17 protein-coding genes are annotated in these 18,913 nt (G+C 38.7%); 4 read left to right on the forward strand and 13 right to left on the reverse strand.

All coding sequences use genetic code 11. The features are described 5' to 3' along the window. Positions 1-8: 8 nt before the first annotated feature. Positions 9-1,070 (reverse strand): YeeE/YedE family protein, encoded by a 1,062-nt coding sequence (locus tag NSS95_RS15110; protein WP_046721781.1) that lies wholly within the window; start codon positions 1,068-1,070, stop codon positions 9-11. A 276-nt stretch (positions 1,071-1,346) separates the two neighbouring features. Here NSS95_RS15110 and NSS95_RS15115 point away from each other — a divergent pair, with 276 nt between their 5' ends. Further along, entirely contained in the window at positions 1,347-2,549 is a 1,203-nt protein-coding gene (locus NSS95_RS15115) for an AGE family epimerase/isomerase (protein WP_014096849.1), read from the forward strand. A gap of 105 nt (positions 2,550-2,654) precedes the next feature. Here the strand turns inward: NSS95_RS15115 and NSS95_RS15120 are convergent, their stop codons facing one another. Beyond that, positions 2,655-3,554 carry an SDR family oxidoreductase gene (locus NSS95_RS15120; RefSeq protein ID WP_061577785.1) on the reverse strand — a complete coding sequence of 300 codons (900 nt, stop codon included), beginning with the start codon at positions 3,552-3,554 and terminating at the stop codon, positions 2,655-2,657. A gap of 229 nt (positions 3,555-3,783) precedes the next feature. On the opposite strand from NSS95_RS15120, the gene NSS95_RS15125 reads away from it, so the two are divergent. Next, complete coding sequence (locus NSS95_RS15125) at positions 3,784-3,999, forward strand: DNA-binding protein (RefSeq protein WP_017551808.1); 216 nt, start codon at positions 3,784-3,786, stop codon at positions 3,997-3,999. 81 nt (positions 4,000-4,080) lie between these two features. Here the strand turns inward: NSS95_RS15125 and NSS95_RS15130 are convergent, their stop codons facing one another. From NSS95_RS15130 to NSS95_RS15155, 7 genes are all read right to left on the reverse strand, one after another. Further along, complete coding sequence (locus NSS95_RS15130) at positions 4,081-4,272, reverse strand: YbxH family protein (RefSeq protein WP_017551807.1); 192 nt, start codon at positions 4,270-4,272, stop codon at positions 4,081-4,083. A 263-nt stretch (positions 4,273-4,535) separates the two neighbouring features. Beyond that, a complete protein-coding gene (locus NSS95_RS15135) occupies positions 4,536-6,275 on the reverse strand; it encodes an ABC transporter ATP-binding protein (protein ID WP_340714017.1) in 1,740 nt (579 codons plus the stop codon). 41 nt (positions 6,276-6,316) lie between these two features. Further along, a complete protein-coding gene (locus NSS95_RS15140; protein WP_168986136.1) occupies positions 6,317-7,075 on the reverse strand; it encodes a hypothetical protein in 759 nt (252 codons plus the stop codon). A gap of 3 nt (positions 7,076-7,078) precedes the next feature. Further along, complete coding sequence (locus tag NSS95_RS15145) at positions 7,079-7,963, reverse strand: ABC transporter ATP-binding protein (protein ID WP_211161999.1); 885 nt, start codon at positions 7,961-7,963, stop codon at positions 7,079-7,081. Then, positions 7,950-8,393 (reverse strand): Msa family membrane protein, encoded by a 444-nt coding sequence (locus tag NSS95_RS17030; RefSeq protein WP_368027835.1) that lies wholly within the window; start codon positions 8,391-8,393, stop codon positions 7,950-7,952. The genes NSS95_RS15145 and NSS95_RS17030 overlap by 14 nt, the downstream gene beginning before the upstream one ends. 6 nt (positions 8,394-8,399) lie before the next feature. Continuing rightward, complete coding sequence (locus tag NSS95_RS15150) at positions 8,400-8,975, reverse strand: type II CAAX endopeptidase family protein (RefSeq protein ID WP_168986137.1); 576 nt, start codon at positions 8,973-8,975, stop codon at positions 8,400-8,402. Positions 8,976-9,529: 554 nt separating this feature from the next. Beyond that, positions 9,530-10,840, reverse strand: a complete 1,311-nt coding sequence (locus NSS95_RS15155) for a transposase family protein (RefSeq protein WP_014095824.1) — start codon at positions 10,838-10,840, stop codon at positions 9,530-9,532. Positions 10,841-11,019: 179 nt separating this feature from the next. Here NSS95_RS15155 and NSS95_RS15160 point away from each other — a divergent pair, with 179 nt between their 5' ends. Together NSS95_RS15160 and NSS95_RS15165 are read left to right on the forward strand one after the other, a co-directional pair. Then, positions 11,020-12,363, forward strand: a complete 1,344-nt coding sequence (locus tag NSS95_RS15160) for an IS4 family transposase (protein ID WP_340714058.1) — start codon at positions 11,020-11,022, stop codon at positions 12,361-12,363. Between the two features lie 1,179 nt (positions 12,364-13,542). Further along, positions 13,543-15,228: an IS1634 family transposase gene (locus NSS95_RS15165; RefSeq protein ID WP_260832243.1), complete on the forward strand. Its 1,686-nt coding sequence runs from the start codon at positions 13,543-13,545 to the stop codon at positions 15,226-15,228. A 341-nt stretch (positions 15,229-15,569) separates the two neighbouring features. Here the strand turns inward: NSS95_RS15165 and NSS95_RS17035 are convergent, their stop codons facing one another. The 4 genes from NSS95_RS17035 to NSS95_RS15185 form a co-directional block, all read right to left on the reverse strand. Next, complete coding sequence (locus NSS95_RS17035) at positions 15,570-15,809, reverse strand: DUF5370 family protein (protein ID WP_429890436.1); 240 nt, start codon at positions 15,807-15,809, stop codon at positions 15,570-15,572. 133 nt (positions 15,810-15,942) lie between these two features. Continuing rightward, positions 15,943-16,950: an ABC transporter substrate-binding protein gene (locus NSS95_RS15175; protein WP_014096845.1), complete on the reverse strand. Its 1,008-nt coding sequence runs from the start codon at positions 16,948-16,950 to the stop codon at positions 15,943-15,945. A gap of 15 nt (positions 16,951-16,965) precedes the next feature. After that, complete coding sequence (locus NSS95_RS15180) at positions 16,966-17,667, reverse strand: ABC transporter ATP-binding protein (RefSeq protein WP_205421988.1); 702 nt, start codon at positions 17,665-17,667, stop codon at positions 16,966-16,968. A gap of 65 nt (positions 17,668-17,732) precedes the next feature. Beyond that, a complete protein-coding gene (locus NSS95_RS15185; protein ID WP_014096843.1) occupies positions 17,733-18,806 on the reverse strand; it encodes a FecCD family ABC transporter permease in 1,074 nt (357 codons plus the stop codon). Positions 18,807-18,913 lie beyond the last annotated feature (107 nt).

Here is an 18,913-nt window from a genome sequence, read left to right on the forward strand (position 1 = left end):
ATTCCTCCTTATGCAGTGGTGACAGCCGTTTTCGCCGCGGTTTTTTGGCGCTTTGTTTGCGGGCGGACAAACATGAAATAGGAAGCCGTCCATGCGCCAAATATCATAAACAGCAGTGCAAACCAGCCCTGCCATGTCATCATTGCCGTTTTGACGAGGCCGTTGCCGATCGAACAGCCGCCTGCGACACTGGCGCCGAATCCCATCAAAATACCGCCAAAGAAACTGCGGATACCCGTTTTTGCATCCGGCATTCTAAAACGAAATTCGCGGCTCGCTTTTGCGGCGATAAAAGAACCGAGAAAAATGCCGAGCACGAGAAAAACGCCCCAGTTTACAAATGTTTGGTCACCCGTTACAAGGAACTGCAGAAGATTGGCAGTCGGCGTTGTAATCCCGAGGCCATCCATTCTTCCGGTTGCTTCGCTTAAAGGCCACGCTAAAATCGCAATAAGTCCGATAAGTACTGCTGTAAAAAACGGGTGCCAGCGTTTTTCAAACAAAAGATGCGCAAGCCCTTTGCGTTTTGCCTTCATCGCCGGAACCGCCACTTTCGGCTTCCGCATTTCCCTGATTAAAATGGTCAGTACAATCAGGGAAAAGACTGCGATAATGATCCAAATGTTAATCCCCAGTGTATCTGCAATCGCGTTTTTCGGAAGCTGTACGGACTGAAGGGAAGTGGTTACCGGTAAAAGCACGCCGGATTTCATCACGGCACTCATGACCATGTAGCCAAAGAGCGCGATCCAGCTGCCCAAAAGCCCTTCGCCGGCACGGTACCATGTCCCGGTTGCGCAGCCGCCGGCCATGACAATCCCTATCCCGAAAATATATGAACCAATGATAGCAGCAACCCACGGGAATGTGCCTGCAGCATATTTGATCATGCCAAGCTGAATAAGTGCGTAAACTCCGATGCTTTGAACGGCGATCGCAATTAACAGCGCGTAAAACATGCGATTGTCTTTTGCAATATACATATCACGGAAGCCGCCCGTCAGGCAAAACCTGCCCCTTTGCATCACAAAGCCGAGCAATGCCCCGCAAATTAACCCTGTTAAAAGCATAAAACTCCCCCTTTAATCCTCACTAAATTTATGGGATTAATTATAGTAATATTCCGCCCCATTTTCAAGTGTTATACATCAAAAAAGGGCAGCACAAATTTTCCCAGCCCAGGTTTGCTTTTACGGCGTTTACAAAAAGCCCCCTCAAAGTACGCCTCCATATTTTGCGGGTTCCGGTATTGGACCAGCAGCAAAGCCCCTGCTTATTGCCGTTTGCTGCTCTCATATTTGCCGGAAGCGGATCATAAAGTACTTTTTATAAGGAGTGATGCGAAGATGGAGCAAAAATTGCCGGATTTTACATCCACCCGTTTTCTGAAACAGCATATTCTGGATACGATAAACTTTTATGCACCGCGCTGTATAGACAAAGTGTCCGGCGGATATATCAACTGCTTTCTTGATGACGGCACAGTATGCGATTATGAAACGAGACAACTTGTAGGCCAGGCAAGGTTTGTGTTTATTTTCAGTGTGGCGGCGTTGCTGGAGCCCGGCCAAGCGTACCGGGAACTGGCGGAACACGGCATTTCGTTCTTGCAACGTCACCAGCGCGACCACAAACACGGCGGGTATTATTGGGAATTAAAGGGCCAGTCTGTATCCCATTCAGTGAAAAGAGCATATGGTCATGCCTTTGTTTTGTTAGCCGCAGCGATGGCAGCGAAAGCAGGCATATCATCTGCTTTTCCGATGATTGCGGAGACATTTGAAGTATTGGAACGCCATTTTTGGAGGGAAAATGAGGGGCTGTATGTTGATGAAATCTCAGCCGACTGGTCAGAAGTATCCCCTTACCGCGGACAGAATGCCAATATGCATCTGTGCGAAGCGATGATGACAGCATATGAAGCAACCGGCAACAAGCGATATCTTGAAAGAGCAGAACGCATTGCCGAGTCGGTCATGTTTCGTCTACTTCCCCAATCAGGAGGACTGATTTGGGAGCACTATCATGAAGATTGGACAATCGATTGGACGTACAATTACGGCATTACGAAAAGTGAGCTTCGGCCTTATGGCTTTATTTTCGGCCATTCGATTGAATGGAGCAAGCTGTTGCTGTTATTAGATCGGCTTGCTCCCGGCAATTGGCGGAAACCGTTGGCACAATCTTTATTCCAATCCGCTATTCACTTAGGCTTGGACCGGAAAAATGGAGGCATTTTTTTCAGCATGGCTCCAGGCGGGCGTATGATCGATTGTGATAAATATTACTGGGTCATGGCTGAAGCGATCGGTGCATCATCCCTGCTGGCCGCATCTGACCGCAATGCCTTGCAACTGTATCGTGATCTGTTTACCTATTGCTGGACCTATTTTGTTGATCAACAAAGAGGCGGCTGGTATCAACTGCTTAATCCGTGCAACCGCCGTTACAGCAATATAAAAAGCCCGCCGCCCAAAACAGATTACCATCCTGTAACGAATTGCCTCATCGCGCTTACGTCTTTTTCCCCATCCGGACTTACCGAATAGGGTTTGGGCACTGGTTCTGCATGTAAAAAAGCTACAGCGTAGCAAAACGGAGGTTAACCCATTTGGCAGCAGGTTTTTTAGGATACGGACAAAAACAAACCCCGGTTATGAAGCGACAAAACCTCCGCCGTTCACATGAATGGTCTGGCCTGTGATATAAGAGCCGTCGCTTGAAGCAAGCAACACATAGACAGGAGCCAGTTCATAAGGCTGGCCTGCGCGTTTCATTGGTACGTTATTTCCAAACGTTTTTACCATATCTGGTGAAAAGGATGCAGGAATAAGCGGTGTCCAGATTGGGCCTGGGGCAACAGCATTCACCCTGATCCCCTGGTCAACGATGTTATTGGCAAGCGCGCGCGTAAAGCTGACGATTGCCCCCTTCGTAGCTGTATAATCAATCAAATCTTTCCGGCCGGTATAGACATTAATCGACGCAGTATTAATAATGCTGCTTCCTTCAGTCATATAAGGAAGTGCGGCCTTTGTCATGTAAAAAAACGGATGCAAATTTGTATCAAACGTCGTATGCCACTGTTCGTCGCTAATATCCAAAAACCGGTTTTGAACAAATTGAACCGCTAAATTATTGACAAGAACATCTATTTTTCCGAATGTTTCAAGGGTGCAGGCAATGACATACTGACAGTGGTTTTTGTTGCGCAAATCCCCTGGAATCAAAAGGCAACGCTGCCCCAAATGCTCAATAGCCTGCTTCGTTTCTCTGGCGTCTTCATGTTCATCAAAATAAGCAATGACAATATCTGCTCCTTCTTTTGCAAAAGCCACTGCTACAGCCCTGCCAATTCCGCTGTCACCCCCACTAATGATCGCAACCTTGTTGTTCAGTTTTCCTGTTCCAATATAATGGGGATTGTCATAAACAGGACGGGGAATCATCAAATATTCAAATCCCGGCTGCCTCGTCTGGTGCTGGGGCGGAAATGTGTTCGAGACTTCTTCACACTTGATTTCTGATCCATAATAAGAAGATTTTGAATCCATGATTACACCTCTTTATCCATTTTCCTTAATGTATTCAGGCGAAAAAATAACGTTAATGCTCTATGCTCGGAACGGCAGAATGGATGGCCCCGATCCGCCGGTATGCGGGAGCTGGGCAAACATGGCCGTGTGGGGGATATAGCACGGTTATATTTCTTAATGGGCAGCTAAAAAATTCTTTTAAAGGGTATAATCAATCATAATGGCACCTTATTGAAGGAGGAATATTATGGAAAATATGACCGTTTACGCCAAAAATGCAACCGATCCATCCCAAATTCAGTTGATCGAGCATGAATTGAAAAAGATGGACGGGATTGAGCGCGTATTGTCTGATACAAATGACGGAGAGATCAAAATTGAATTTAACCCCGGACAATTGACGCAAAGAGAAATCATCACAAAAATGCAGGAACTGAACGTTCATCTGATCCTGGAAGAATAGGGTAATGCCTGGCAGAGTGCAGTAAGGAAAAACCCAATTTGCCTGTATGGATTCAGGTAAATTGGGTTTCGTTTTGACGAACTAGAGATGTTTTTCATGCAGATAATGATTTACCAATTCTTCTATTAAATCATGCTGGGGATAGTCACCATTAAATTCGAATCGGATTTCTTCAATAAATTTTTCTCCATGATAAACATGAATGGCACCGGTTTGGCTGACCACACTGAACTCCGGTTCAAAGGTATACCCATTATGCTTGATTGCACCCATCCTGTATCGTTTCCTTTCCACCATCATTTTTGGTTTTACCTATAGGATGCTGGAAATTACAAAATGCATGCATCGTAATCATATGGGCTAATGTTCTTCCCTTGTTTCCCTTTTTTCTTCAGTCCCTGATCCTTTCTTTTGAAAATATGTAAAAAAATTCGTTACTCGTAAATCGCTGATCATTTATCAACAAAAATATTTAAGGCTGAATAGGTTTAGAATTCCACAACATTTCAACAGGACGTTCATTATTGAAAATATTTCTAAATTTTACTATCCTCGTAAATTTTTTGATAAGTGGAGCTTTTTTGGAGTAATTCATCATGTGTTCCTGAGAACTTAATAGTACCGTCCTTTTCCATTACAAAAATAATATCCGCTCTCAAAATGGTTTTGAGTCTATGAGCCACCATGATTGTAGTAGCTGTTTTGCTGATTGCTTTGATTGCATCAATAACTTCTTCCTCTGCAACTGCATCTAAATTTGCAGTTATCTCATCTAAGAGTATTATCTTGGGGTGCCTTAAAAATGCTCTGGAAATATTTAATCGCTGTCTTTGGCCTTCGGATAAGCCAATACCATCTTCACCAATTTTTGTGTTTATCCCCTGTGGAAATTGATTCACAAAAGTATTTGCACCAGATAATTCCAACGCTGCCTCAATCTCGGTTTCTGAAGCGTTACTATTCTTACCATAAAGCAAATTATCTCGAATTGTACCTGAAAATAAACTATTGCTCTGTAGAACAAAGGCGCATTGATTTCTAAGAGCAAAAGGTGAGATTTTACTAAGTGAAATTCCATCTATTTCTATACTTCCAGTATACCCAGTATAAAACTTCATTAGCAGTGATAGTATAGTTGTTTTCCCAGCACCACTTGGTCCAACAATTGCAACAAACTGTTTAGGTGCGATCGAAATACTAACACCATTTAAAACTTGTTTTTCCAATTCATAGCCGAAGGTGACATGATTAAAACATATTCCCCCATCATGAATTCTAAAATTGGAATCACCCTGATTAAGATCTTCATTAGGGAGCGACATAATATAAGTAATTCTGTGTAAAGCCCCCTTTGTCTCTGAAAGCTCTGACAAATTATTTATAATATCTATCATGGGGTTTACCATTTGCACAATATATAAAATAAACGTGATTAAGGCACTGAACGTCATAAGACCTTGTGTTACACTCAAACTTGCAGAAAGCAAAATTACGATTACAAACAACATCATCAGAGCTGACATAAATGTATTCAGCGCAGCAAGAACCTTTACAATTTGAACTAAATTGTTGGCTAACGCATTGAATCTAATCCTAAAATTACTTTCCTCTTGCTTATGCCCCAAAAAAGCTTTTATAATCTTAACGTTTCTAATTTTTTGCGTAAATTCACCACTTATATTTCCCAAGTAAGTTTGATGTGCATTGTATAATTTCTCTAATCGGTTATTTATCGGTGCAATAATTATAAAACATATTGGAATTATTAAAAGTGAGATTAAAGTTAATTTAAAGTTTATCTTTAGCAGCATCAGGACTGACCCACAAACAATAATCAAGTTGATGGTTAATTGTGGAAACAAAACTGTCACTATTTTTGTGACCTCTGAAATATCATTGGTCAGTCTGCTTGCCAAATCACCTGCAGACTGATGATCTATTTGCGAAAGTGGGAGCGAGAACGTGTAATTTGTAAACTCAGTTTGTAGTCTATTCATGGCATCTGCCCCTACACGCCCCAGCAAATAAATAGCAATCCCTTGAATCAAATATATAATCAGGAAGAACGCAGCTCCCCCAAGCATAATTAATTTATTATCTAAAATGTAGTGCATTGTTTTTACATCTACTATTCTACCAATCATTTGTGGTATAATAAGTTCAGCTAACGCTCCAAGGACGCTACAAAAAACTCCCAATATTAACAAGCCCTTATGTGGCAGACAGATTCTAAAAAGCTTTTTAAAATCACTTGCTTCTGATACATTAGTGTTCATTGTAATCGCATCCTGACATACCTAGTAGAATTTGCATGACTTTAATACTCCAAATTTTTAAAAGTGTGATTGGCAAATCCGTAAATAATTAAGGCATAAGCCAAAGACATAAATATCATAACAGACAAAGCCGTACCAAAGCCCATCTGTGTAACTAAGTTCGAATATCCATTAGGCAAGAAATATCTTAAGCCCTTTAAACTAGGCGCAATAAAAGTGACAAGCGCAAAAATAATGCCAATCAACATCGTAAAGCCATTACTTAGTTTAATCGAACTAGCTACTGCAATCAGGATACACAACTGTGTTACGACAAAAATTCCGAGTACAGAAATAATTACATATTGCAGATCCGCAACATGCCTTGGGAAAAAGGTTCCTGACGTGTAAGACATATGAACCAAGTGCAAATAATAGGTAACCAGGCTGGTGACAAATGTGAAAATAAAGTAAGTAAAATAAATGCTAAAAATTGACCAGATTTTAGCATTTAAAATTTCTGTCCGGTTAATATCTTTAAAAAGAAACATTTTCCCCGTAGTAATTTCATCATGAAAACAAGAAATTACCAAATAAATGAAAGCAATAATCGGCAAAGTCAACTGATACTGAACTGACTCAACCGCCCCAAAAAATTCAACAAAGCTCATAGAACCTTCAGGTGCACTTAATTGCATAAAATTAGTGTTAAAAAGATCAACAATTAGTAAGAGTAAAGGAAAAATACTAAACCCTACACACAGCCACGCTTCTTTTCTTTTAACAACAGTTCTAAAAACTGGCTTCCATAAATAATTCATCAGCTATTCCTCCGTAAAGTAACTTTCTAGTTCATCTTTAGTTGTGTAAATCTTCTCAACTAACTTTTGAGAAGATAGTTGTTCTAAAATTTCATTTAACTGATCTTTCTCAATCGCTATTGGTAGTTCTAACAGTTGTCCTCTGAGTTCAAGTTTATACTTAGAGGCAACACTATTCGCTATCCGCTGTGATTGAGAGTCTTGCAAATCCAATTGAATTACTAAGAAATTCTTTTTATCATCAAATTGTGTTTTTAATTTCCCGGACTCAATAAAGATATACCGATTGCAAAGATCCTCTAGCTCATTTAATTGGTGGCTTGAAATAATCATTGATGTGTGCTTAGTAGTAGACCATTGCTGTAAAATTCCGATGAGTTTCTTTACACCAATTGGATCTAACCCCACAAAAGGTTCATCTAATATCATAAAATCAGGTTCCGTTATTAGAGATAGCGCTAGCGAAACCCGCTGTTTCATTCCAAATGAAAAGTCCATTGGTTTGCGATCTTTTGCATGCCACAAATCGACTAGCTCTAAAATACTTTTGATATTATCCACATACTGTTCTTTTTTGTGAATTTCCAAGAAAAACATCAAGTTCTCATATACCGTTAAATGTGGATAAAAAATCGGTTCTATCATAATACCAAATTTATCAAGAATATTATCACTTTTCGAAATATCCTTGCCTTTAAACTTTATTGTACCAGTTGTAGGTTTTTGAGCCTTTGCCATTAACTTTAATAATGTGCTTTTGCCAGCTCCGTTTTTGCCAATTAAGCCGACTATATCGCCTTCTTCAATCGCAAAATTTATATCTTTAAGCGAATAGAATGAATTTGATTTATATTTCTTGCTAATATTTGTAGCTTCAATTATTTTCATGATGTGTACCTCTCAACTTCTTTATAATAGTTAATAGTAGGAATTCAATACTGAAATATAAAATAATGACAAATATCATCTGAGAAATACTTGTCAGGTGAGGATTAATTTTGACGTATGTATCACCTGTACTTACACTATTTTTTGCTACAAAACTCATCCATTTTTTAGTTCCATCAAGCGCATTTCCCAATAACCAGTACGTAATTATTGAAATCGTGGGGAAAAAAGTAGCACTAATTATCGTTGATTTTTCCAAATTTTGATGTCTCATTAACAGCGTCAATATACCATTAATTATCAACGGCGCCAAATATATTAGCAGAACGAATATTAAAACTGACATATGAGCTAACAGCTGTGTGCTAACAATATACAATATAATATTGAAAAGAATGGTTAAAACTGCCACTAAAATCAATTTTTTCACCTCGTATCAAACAATTTGCCCGATTACCATATTATAAAGCCAGTGAAATGCAATTGAACTTTGCAGTCCAAAAGTATCAGCCAAGTAGTACAATAAAAGCCCTGCTGGAAATTTAATTGCCAAATTAATTATAAAATTCCCATTCAAATGTAACAAAGATGCAAATAAGAGCGATCCAATAATGAATGTGGCTTTTTTATCAAACTGCGAGCTTAAAATGTTGAAGATGACATATCGAAATAAAAACTCTTCACAAATTGCAATTATCAAATCGTGTATAATCTCCTTAGAATGAAAAAAATAGAGCGCTAAAATTGCGATAACAACAAATAAAAGAACTGCCTGCATTAGATTGAATTTTATTTTAAAATGGATTAGATTTAGTACTCGCGACAACAAAAGCGGTAGAATAATGAATCCTATTGGGGCAGACACGGCAAGTATAACGACCTCAAGTAAACCTTTATTTTGGAATGGAAAGATAATTGCAAAAACATTGCCAACATTGATTATTAGCCCAGCAATCATTATGAGAGCCATAGATAAAAACAACATTTCTATTTTTTGAAAGTTTACTCTCATATTTTATCAACTCGCATTACATTTTAGAACTAAAAAATAACCGGAAAGATATCTGTTTAAGATCCTTTCCGGTTACGTTTTGTCCATTTATTTATATACCGGTAAGGTTCTCAAAAGCCATAAATGAAACTAACAAATATATAACTCAACTTTCGCGCCTAGAAAATCATAATAAATTCAGTGCTGGCTAATGTCTATTACGTCTCAGATACAGCACTTGACAGTAAAATTAATATATGAAAAAACACCTCTACTTTTGGTATAGTTGATTTATCGACAATCACTACCAAATAGAAGAGGTGTCTCCTACTATGATAGCGAAAAACAGCCTGAATAATCAACTACCAAATGAAATAAACAGCTCTGAAGAGTAAATTCATCAATTTTTAGATGTTTTATGATAAAATGACTTATCCACATTTAGAAAATTTTTCCATCTATTTTTTCTGCTTTCAAAGTCAAAAAGAGCCGAATTTGCAAATTTCTTTTTTAAAATTGTGGATAACTTCAAAAAAACCTTTTTTTACATCACATCCTTTGCTATAATATAACCATTAAGTAAACCTTACTTGTATTGGCTTACTTAAATGGGTGAAATCCTCGTCTGTTAAAATGCGTGTCCGAAACGATTCCAACAGATTTGAGGATTTTTCTTTTGCCGTTTTTTTGAGTGCTTTTAAGATTGACGAACCTTTTTCAAACAGCTGTCTAATAATATCTGTTATTTGAACTAATAAATAATGATTTTTCATGGCTGTGTAGTTTTGGCTATTGGCATGTTCTATATTGTAACGATTATTTTTTTGTTCGTTAAATCCTTGATTTTCAATCTTCCAGCGGCTTCTTCCTGCAGCGATGAGTCGTTCCACGTTCTTTTTCGTGATTTTAATATCCGTTATAAATACATACTCTTTCGATTTCCCATCCTCTGTTTTCATTGTGGCCTCCATCAGATTGACCGTTCTGTCTTTGTAGGCAATATCATTCACCCAAACTAATGAATTCTGATCCTTACTTTGTTCCAGCTCTTTTATTGCCTTAAACTCCGTCGAGATACTTTTAATTCTCCCTTCCTTAAATCTGCATATATATTTCCATTTGTGCGCCCTGCACAGATTAAATACCGTTTCACATGCATAGAGACTATCTCCCAAGATACAAATCGGTAGTCTTTTAAATATTTTTTTTATTTTCTTTGCCAGCCTGTCGAAGGCTTTTAATTCACAATCTTGCTTAGAAACATTTTCTGATTCATTTTCGATAAATTCGGAGGCAATACTGAAGACCATATCCCCCACGACAAGCTTGGCTTCAAGTACATGGTGCATATAAAGTACGTTCGTTTCTCCTGTTTCTTTATTTGTATATGCCCGTCTCAGGCAGTGTTTACAATGTTTCTCATGAAAGGTGTGTAATCCAGTTCCATCAATGATGACACCCCAGTACTTTCCTTCAATTCGATAAGACTCGAGAGACCTTTTTTTCAATAATTCTTTAATCATATACGTTCTAATTTTTTCTAATTCATTTACATCTAAGCCAGATAAAAAGTCGTTAATTGTATCATAATGTGGAAGTTCTTCAAGAGAATCTAAGCCTAACACCTTCCCTACATTTTTAATACATTCTTCTTTATTAAAACGCTCACTCATGTTTCTCATGGATTTTAGGCCGGTCATATTTTTCAACATCATCGTAAATAAAAGGACCTCTGGACCATAAGTGATATAGCTTTGATGTCGGTGGTCTGCTACCTTTTTTAGGTTATTCATCAGGTCTTTGAAAAAATGCTTCTGAATTTTAAGGAACTCGAAAAAATAATTTGCTTCTTTTTCACGATTTCTTTTTTCTTTTCTAGTAACCAAAATAAAAACCCCCTCAAAACAGCCAAGTTTAATTAGGGCTTGCTGAACGAATCAAATTTTAGCTTGTATTCGACTTGTCACTAAGCCATGCCAAAATATTCGTCCAGCAAGCTCTAATTATTTAAATTATTACATATTTGGCCGTATTTTTGGGGGGGATACTTAAATTATCACGAAAAATTTTTACTCCTCAGAGCTGTGAAATAAAATCAACATTTAAAGAGTTGAATGTGTTGAAACACTTGCGAATCGCTGGTATTACGAAGTCCTTTGGTTTTTCTTGTGCCTACATTTTTCAATTGATTTTTTGTATGATCTTTGAAAACAAAAACTGGTTCAGGATGTTGGAAAGTAAGAAAGCTACAGACATTCCAGCCAAAGATACCGTTTATCGGTTTCTCAACCAATCAACGTTCAACTGGCGTCGTTTCCTCCTTTCACTGGTTGCCTCAGTGATTGGAAAAGTTTCGAAATTGACACGTCATGACCGTCCGAAAGTATTGATTTTAGATGATTCATCTTATGACCGGAACCGAAGCAAACACGTTGAGCTTCTGGCTCGCTGCTTTGATCATGCATCTCAAAAAATGCGTTTTTACAAAGGATTCCGCATGTTGACATTAGGATGGTCTGATGGCGCAACATTCCTACCCGTTGACTTCTCATTATTGAGTTCGAAAAAGAGCCAGATCAACGGCATATCCGAAAATATCGATAAACGTAGCTCCGGTTATAAGCGCCGAAAAGAAGCATTACAAACGGCACCAGAACAGATTCCCGGCATGATTGCCCGGGCGATGAATTCTGGTATCGATGCTTCCTATGTTCTAATGGATTCGTGGTTCACCCAACAACCTCTCATCAAGGAGATTACAGAACAAGGTCTTGACGTAATTGGTATGGTCAAAAAATTAAAACAACGCTATTTTGTCGATGGTAAGCGTGTTAGCCTAGATGAATTGTATCGTCTAGCTAAACCGACTAGTGGAAAGAAAGGAATCTTGCGTTCCATCCATACAACGCAGGCCAATGGCGTGCCAATTAAAGTTGTCTTTGTTCGCAACCGCAACAAGAAAAGCGACTGGTTGGCGATTTTGAGTACAGACTGTACACTGAGTGACCAGGAAATCATCCGTATTTACGGGATGCGTTGGGATATTGAGGTTTTCTTCAAAACAACAAAGTCCCTATTAAAACTACAAAAGGAATTCCAGAGTCGTTCATATGACGCGCTTATCAGCCACACGACCATTGTGTTTGCAAGGTATATTGTCTTGTCATGGCAAAACCGTTGCAGTGTAGATGACAGAACATTAGGTGGCATGTTTTATGAATTATGTGATGAAATAGATGACCTTGATTGGGCTGTTGCATTGCAGCAGTTAGTCGAGATTCTTGAAGATACTCTGGATAAAAGTAATAAGAAAATTCAACAACTGATCAAAAGTCAACTACAACAATGGATTGCGGGTCTGCCGAATTATATCAAGGTATACCTACCTGTTTCAGTCTGCGAAAGTTGAGTATATAACTAAACATTCTACCAATTTCATTTCTTGCCTTTGTAGCCAAACGAGATGATCCCTAAGTTAAATTCATTCCGCGAAATAGTTTCTTCAATTATTTCATGATATTCATATCCCAAAATAAACCCTTCATCTCTTACTTGACGCAATTTTACCAGTGCCACTTTTTGCCCTTGTAGCCAAATGAAATGATCCCCAAATTAATTTCATTTCGTGTAAACAACTTCTTCAAATATTTCATGATATTTACCTCCTAAAATGAAGTACCCATTAGACCTTACGCCGTTCTTAGTATGCGCTTTCATTTAATCTAAAATAATTCCACCAACTTAGGCAACTACTGATTATTTCAATTGAACCACCCTCCTCATTACCAAAGTCTGATCTTGAAAGGATTGCAATTCCTTTCATAATTTTATGATAATCATATTTATTCCATTTTTCAAGTGTTTTAACAAAAAATTCACATTTTATTTGAATTGACTTTCTTTTGCGAGACTTGCAAACATGCAATTGAACGAGAAATGTTCTTAAAAAACATCTCAATTTGTGCTCCTGTATGATATGAGTCACGAATTTTTGCGGAGAAATATCTAATTACCCGCAAAAACTGTCTTTGTATCTTAACCAAATGCTGTTAAATCAACATTCTGGCTTCAAGTTTGATATTTACTTTAATCCCACTCGATCGTAATGGGTGGTTTGTTTGTAATTACAGGATTGGAAACAAATTTGACTGAAAAAACACCGCAAATCCAGATTGTATGTTAAATTAAATGATCCCATTTTTTTCTTCTGGCCTTTGGAGCATGACAACAACGCCTGAAAGACCAGTACCAATTAGCAATTCCTTGATCATACGATTCCACAAAAACCGAGCCCATTATTGACCCGCCAACCGAAGTAGCTTTCCAGATTTTCCGGGAACCAGCTTTGCGTCGCTTAGCGACAGAAAGATAGTCCTTACGGGGCCTTTTTCTGTAGGTCCGTGGCTTTTGTAACCTTCCTTTGTGTGGTTCATGCAGCACATCAATGATATGTCTCAGGGGCTTTGTTCAACAGTCCAACGCATATTCCGCACGTAAATTTTTCCATTTTATGATTTTTTTAAAGGAATTTTCTCCTTCTTTGTAGAATTGAATGATTATCTAATTACGGGAAGATGAGGAAATTTTTATGTCAGATCAAATTTTAACCTTACATGTGGGGCCGTCTCAACTTTTATCTAAACTGTGTGATGAAATAGAACTCGAAAAGACCATTAATGATTTAGTCAAATGGGATTCTGTCCGTTGTCATGTCTCACCCGGAACAAGGATTAAAGCCCTTGTCTTAAACATTTTATGCAGTGGCAAGCCCCTTTATAAGGTTCATGAATTCTATCAAAACCTAGATTCTGAGATGCTTTTCGATACATCGGTTTCACCCGATCAATTAAATGATGATGCATTAGGAAGAGCATTAGATTACTTGTATGAAGCCGAAGCATGGAAAGTCTATTCCACCATTGCATTAAAAGCACTAAAAAAATTGAATCTTCCTATTGGTGTACTGCATAACGATACAACCTCAATTTCTGTTTACGGAGAATATAAGCAACCGAAGGAAGATGGACTGCAAATTACGTACGGGTATAGTAAGGCCCATAGGCCTGACTTAAAACAAATCGTTCTGGGGATGGGGGTCACACCTGAACGAATTCCTATCCTTGCAAAAGTAGAAAATGGGAATACTTCGGATAAATCTTGGAATGTGGAATTCATTCAAAAGATGAGAAAAATCCTTTCCCATGAAGATTGGAAAAATCTCATTTATCAAGCCGATTCTGCATTAATCACAACGGAAAATCTAGCGGAAATTCAACAACAAAATTTATCGTTTATTTCCCGTTTACCTGATACATTCGGTTTAAGCACAGAACTAAAGAAAGAGGCATGGTTGCTCAATAACTGGGAAAGGGTAGGCTCACTTAGCAATAAAAAAGACGCAGCTATTTACCAAATTCAAGCTTTTGAAAGACAAATTCAAAACCTTCCTTACCGGTTTCTTGTTGTCCACTCAAACAATTTAGATCAACGAAAAGAGAAAACCCTAAATCGGGCGATCGAAAAGGAAGAAATACAATTAAAAAAAGAGATAGAAAAACTGAGTAAAGTTATCTTTCATTGTAAAGAGGACGCACTAGAAGCAATTCAATCTTTTAAGAAAAAACAAAAGGCTTCATATTTCTGTTATAAACTAAACGTCCAGATGAGTGATCAACCTATCAAACGAAAAAAGAGAGGAAGACCTAAAAAGGACGAACAGACAAAACAAGAACAAATCTATCAAATACAACTGGAATCGTTTGAAAAAGATCATGATTTTATCGAAAATAAGAAAAAAATGCTCAGCACTTTTGTTTTAATCACAAATAAATTAGATGAGGAGACACTATCCAATCAAGAAGTTTTGAGGGTTTATAAAGGACAGTCGGCCGCTGAGACCCGTTTCCGATTAATCAAAGATTCACAAATGATTGATGCCATTTACTTAAAAACCCCGGAAAGGGTTGAGGCCTTAGGTATTGTGTATGTGATGGCTTTATTAATCTATGGAATTTTAGAATATCGAGTTAGAAAAGAACTGAAAGAAAAGAACCTATCTCTAATCTTGAAAGGAAAAAGGAAACTCTATCAACCCACAGGCCAAGCATTGTTAGAGCAATTAGAAGATATTACCGTGATCCTTATAAATCAAAATCAACAAAAAATAAGGCTCTTACCCGATAATATTGATTCACAAGCCAAAAAAATCATTGAATTATGCGGGTATGATGTATCAATATACGTGTCAAAAAATGTCGAAAACAAAGGAGAATAACACACAATAGGAGGAATTCATGAAAAGAATGTCGAATTGAAAAGAATTTTATCGAAAATTCCTCAAAAATAAGAAGATATCATCCCACCAAGCCATTTAAATATAGTTCATTCAAAAATTAGAATGAACTATATTTAAGACGTGCGAAATGTGGGGTCCAAGATCTGTAGGGTAAGCAATATCGGCCAGTGCACAGGTTGCATTGAGAATGAGCTTTCCTTTGTTCCTCGTTTTAGCAGAGTCCGAGTCAGTTGAATTCTCTTCCGAAGTAGGGTCGGAAGATTGAGGTCGCCACTCCAATATCGTCATCATCATGACGATAATTATCGTAGTCATTTTCCTTAGAGACCTCTTCCAATTGGCGCTCTTGTTCTCCCAGAATGATTCACGTTTGCACCCAAACGTGGTCCAAAACGAGTCATCAGAGAATGATCGAATGGGGCTTTTTGATAGTCGCCATTAAATTCGAATCGGATTTCTTCAATAAATTTTTCTCCATGATAAACATGAATGGCACCGGTTTGGCTGACCACACTGAACTCCGGTTCGAAGGTATATCCATTATGCTTGATTGCACCCATCCTATATCGTTTCCTTTCCACCATCATTTTTGGTTTTACCTATAGGATGCTGGAAATTACAAAATGCATGCATCGTAATCATATGGGCTAATGTTCTTCCCTTGTTTCCCAACTTTGGGTTACGGAGAAAAACCTATTTAAATTGATCAGGGTACATTTCCTTTGCCAGTTGTTCTATTCCATCGAGTGTGTTGTAGCTGTAGCCGAAAAGCTCATTATAATCCATCGCGTAAACTTGCTTATTTTTGATTGCTTTCATACTCGATAATTTGGGATTTTCATAAAGAGCCTTTTTGACCTTATCGGCATTGTTTTCCCAATTCAGTACAATCAATACATCGGGATTGGCTTTTACTAATTGCTCTACACTAACAGTCCCCCGCACATTTTGAAATATGTTTTTGAGTTTTAACATACCAAAAGCATTATTGAAAAAAGTTTCATTATAAGCAGAGTAGATGTTGATTTCTTTCGGATCGGACATGTGTAAATAGGCGAATGTCTTCGTTTCTTGAATGCCTGACAGTTCCGATGTAATCTTCTTCTGGCGCGCCTTTAATTTGTTGGAAAATAGTTTTGCTTTTTCCTGGACATTAAAAATTTTTCCGAGATTGTCAATATCTTTATATATTGAGTCATAGGTCCCGCCCGGAATGGATGATTCAAGAATATAGGTATGAATCCCCATATCATTCAGAGAATCAACCGTTCCGACACCCCAGTCGGCATTATCGAATAAGCCGCCGCGACTGACAATTAAGTCCGGGTTTGTCCCAAGCGCCGCTTCTTTTCCGACATACGAATTACTGAGTATCTTTAATGAAGCATAGTCTTTTTCAACCGATTTGTCCGGGGCGCCAAAATTCCCGCCTACCCCGACAATCTTATCTTTCAGGCCAAGATGAAGGAGCAGTTCCGCCGCCGTTCTTGTCGTAACCATCACCCGTTTCGGGGCTTCCTTGAATACCTGATCCTTTTTCTTATATGTAGTGCCGCCCTCTGCTTTTGTATAATTATGAATCGTCAGCGGATAATTCGACTTGCTTTTCATATTTTTTTCCGACCCGGTCGTTTCCCTGTTCCCGCAACCCGCAAGGACAAGCAGTGCGATGAGGCAACCGGCAAAGATTCCTTTTTTCATGTCTGTCCATCCTCCTTAAAGTTCGTATGCAAATCCAAGCCGGTTGGTCACAGGATTCACATAAGTTTGACATTTGATTTCATACAATTCCTCAATTAATTCCGAGGTCAGCACTTCTTCCGGTTTTCCATGTGCATATACTTCTCCGCCTTTCACGGCATATAAATAATCGCAATAGGCGACAGCCAGATCCAAATCATGGAGAGCCGCCAGCACACTAATGCCAAACTGCTTGACACAGGAAAGAATTTCGATTTGATGGCGAATATCCAAATGGTTGGTCGGTTCATCGAGAATCATTAAGTCCGGCTGTTGGGCTATGGCACGGGCAAGAATCACCCGTTGCTTTTCCCCGCCTGATAATGACAAATAGCTGCGTGTTTTATATTCAAGCAATTGCGTTTTCCTTAATGCCTCTTCAACAATTTTGTAATCGTCCGGCTGGTCCGATTCCAGTAACTTCTTGTGCGGTGTCCGCCCCAACAGCACCATTTGCTCGACTGTTAAATCAAAATTCATTTCATTGAACTGCCCTACTACGCCTAAATGCCTTGAAACTTTTTTTGCCGAGCTTTTCAGTACATTAAGGTCATCTAAAAAAACGCTCCCATTTTGCGGCACAAGACTTTTATAGATACTTTTGAGCAAAGTTGACTTCCCGCATCCATTCGGGCCTACTAAACCGACAAACTGTTTATCTTTGACAAACACGGACATGTTTTTGATGATCTCTTTCCTGCCTCTTTTTACTTGCAGCTTTTCCGCCGTTAATTCCACTTCCCTCAACCTCCAAATTGATAGCCTTTTTTCACAATCATATAGATAAAGAGTGGGGAGCCGATCACTGATGTAATGATGCCGATGGGCAATTCTACATTTTGGATTAGAATTCGGGACAAAATGTCCGCCCATATTAAAAAGAGCCCCCCTGAAAGGATTGTTGCCGGAAGCAGCTGTTTGTGATCTGCGCCGAAAATACCCCGGCAAATATGCGGAATGATCAGACCAACAAATCCGATTGTGCCGGCATAAGCAACCATCGTACCCGTTATCAATGCTGTGACCACCATGTAGAGCTTGCGGAATAAACTTAAATGAATGCCCAATGTGACGGCAGACTCATCACCGAGTAGCATCGTATTTAACACACGGTGCTGAAAAAGAAAAATCAAAGAGCCGATCAGGACCACAACAGACAAAACCGGCACCTTTTCCCAGCTCGCCGATGCAAGGCTTCCCATTGTCCAGAACGTAACGTCTTTAATCCCTTCTGCATTGTTGGCAAAGTAAATCACAAGGCTGGAAAAAGAACTGCACAATGCTCCGACAACGACGCCTGACAATACCAGTTTTACAGATGTTGCTTTTCCGCCAACACTTGACAAAAGCAATACTGCTACGGATGTTGCCATCGCACCCATAAAAGCGCCAAATGCAATGCTAAATGTGCCAAACAAGGCATTGCTTCCAAACCCGATCAAAATGACAATGGTCGCACCAAGCGTTCCTCCTGAAGAAATCCCGATAATATATGGATCAGCGAGCGGGTTTTGCACAACTGCTTGCATCACAATCCCGCACAAAGAAAGGCCCATCCCAATCAATAAAGCAAAAATAACTCTGGGCATTCTGATTTGATAAATGATATTAAAATAGGAGGAGTTTTCCATCCCTTTAATGTGCCCCATTTTGCCATTTGTCAGGACGTGCAGCAAAACATTCATTGATTTTTCAATTGGTATGTGGACCGTTCCAATTGAAACCGAATAAATGGCGGAAAACGCAATCATACAGATAAGGAGAAAGATAACAGGATAATAAATTTTCCCGATTACACCGTTGCTCGTCCCTTTCAAAAAAACACCTCCTTTTTTGCTTCTAATGATAATGAAAATCATTATCATTTATACATCCATTTATCATTATAAATGCTTCCTTGTAAACGTCAAGCAGATTTTTGTGT

This window comes from Weizmannia sp. FSL K6-3076, assembly GCF_038007245.1.
GTDB lineage: Bacteria > Bacillota > Bacilli > Bacillales > Bacillaceae_C > Weizmannia > Weizmannia faecalis.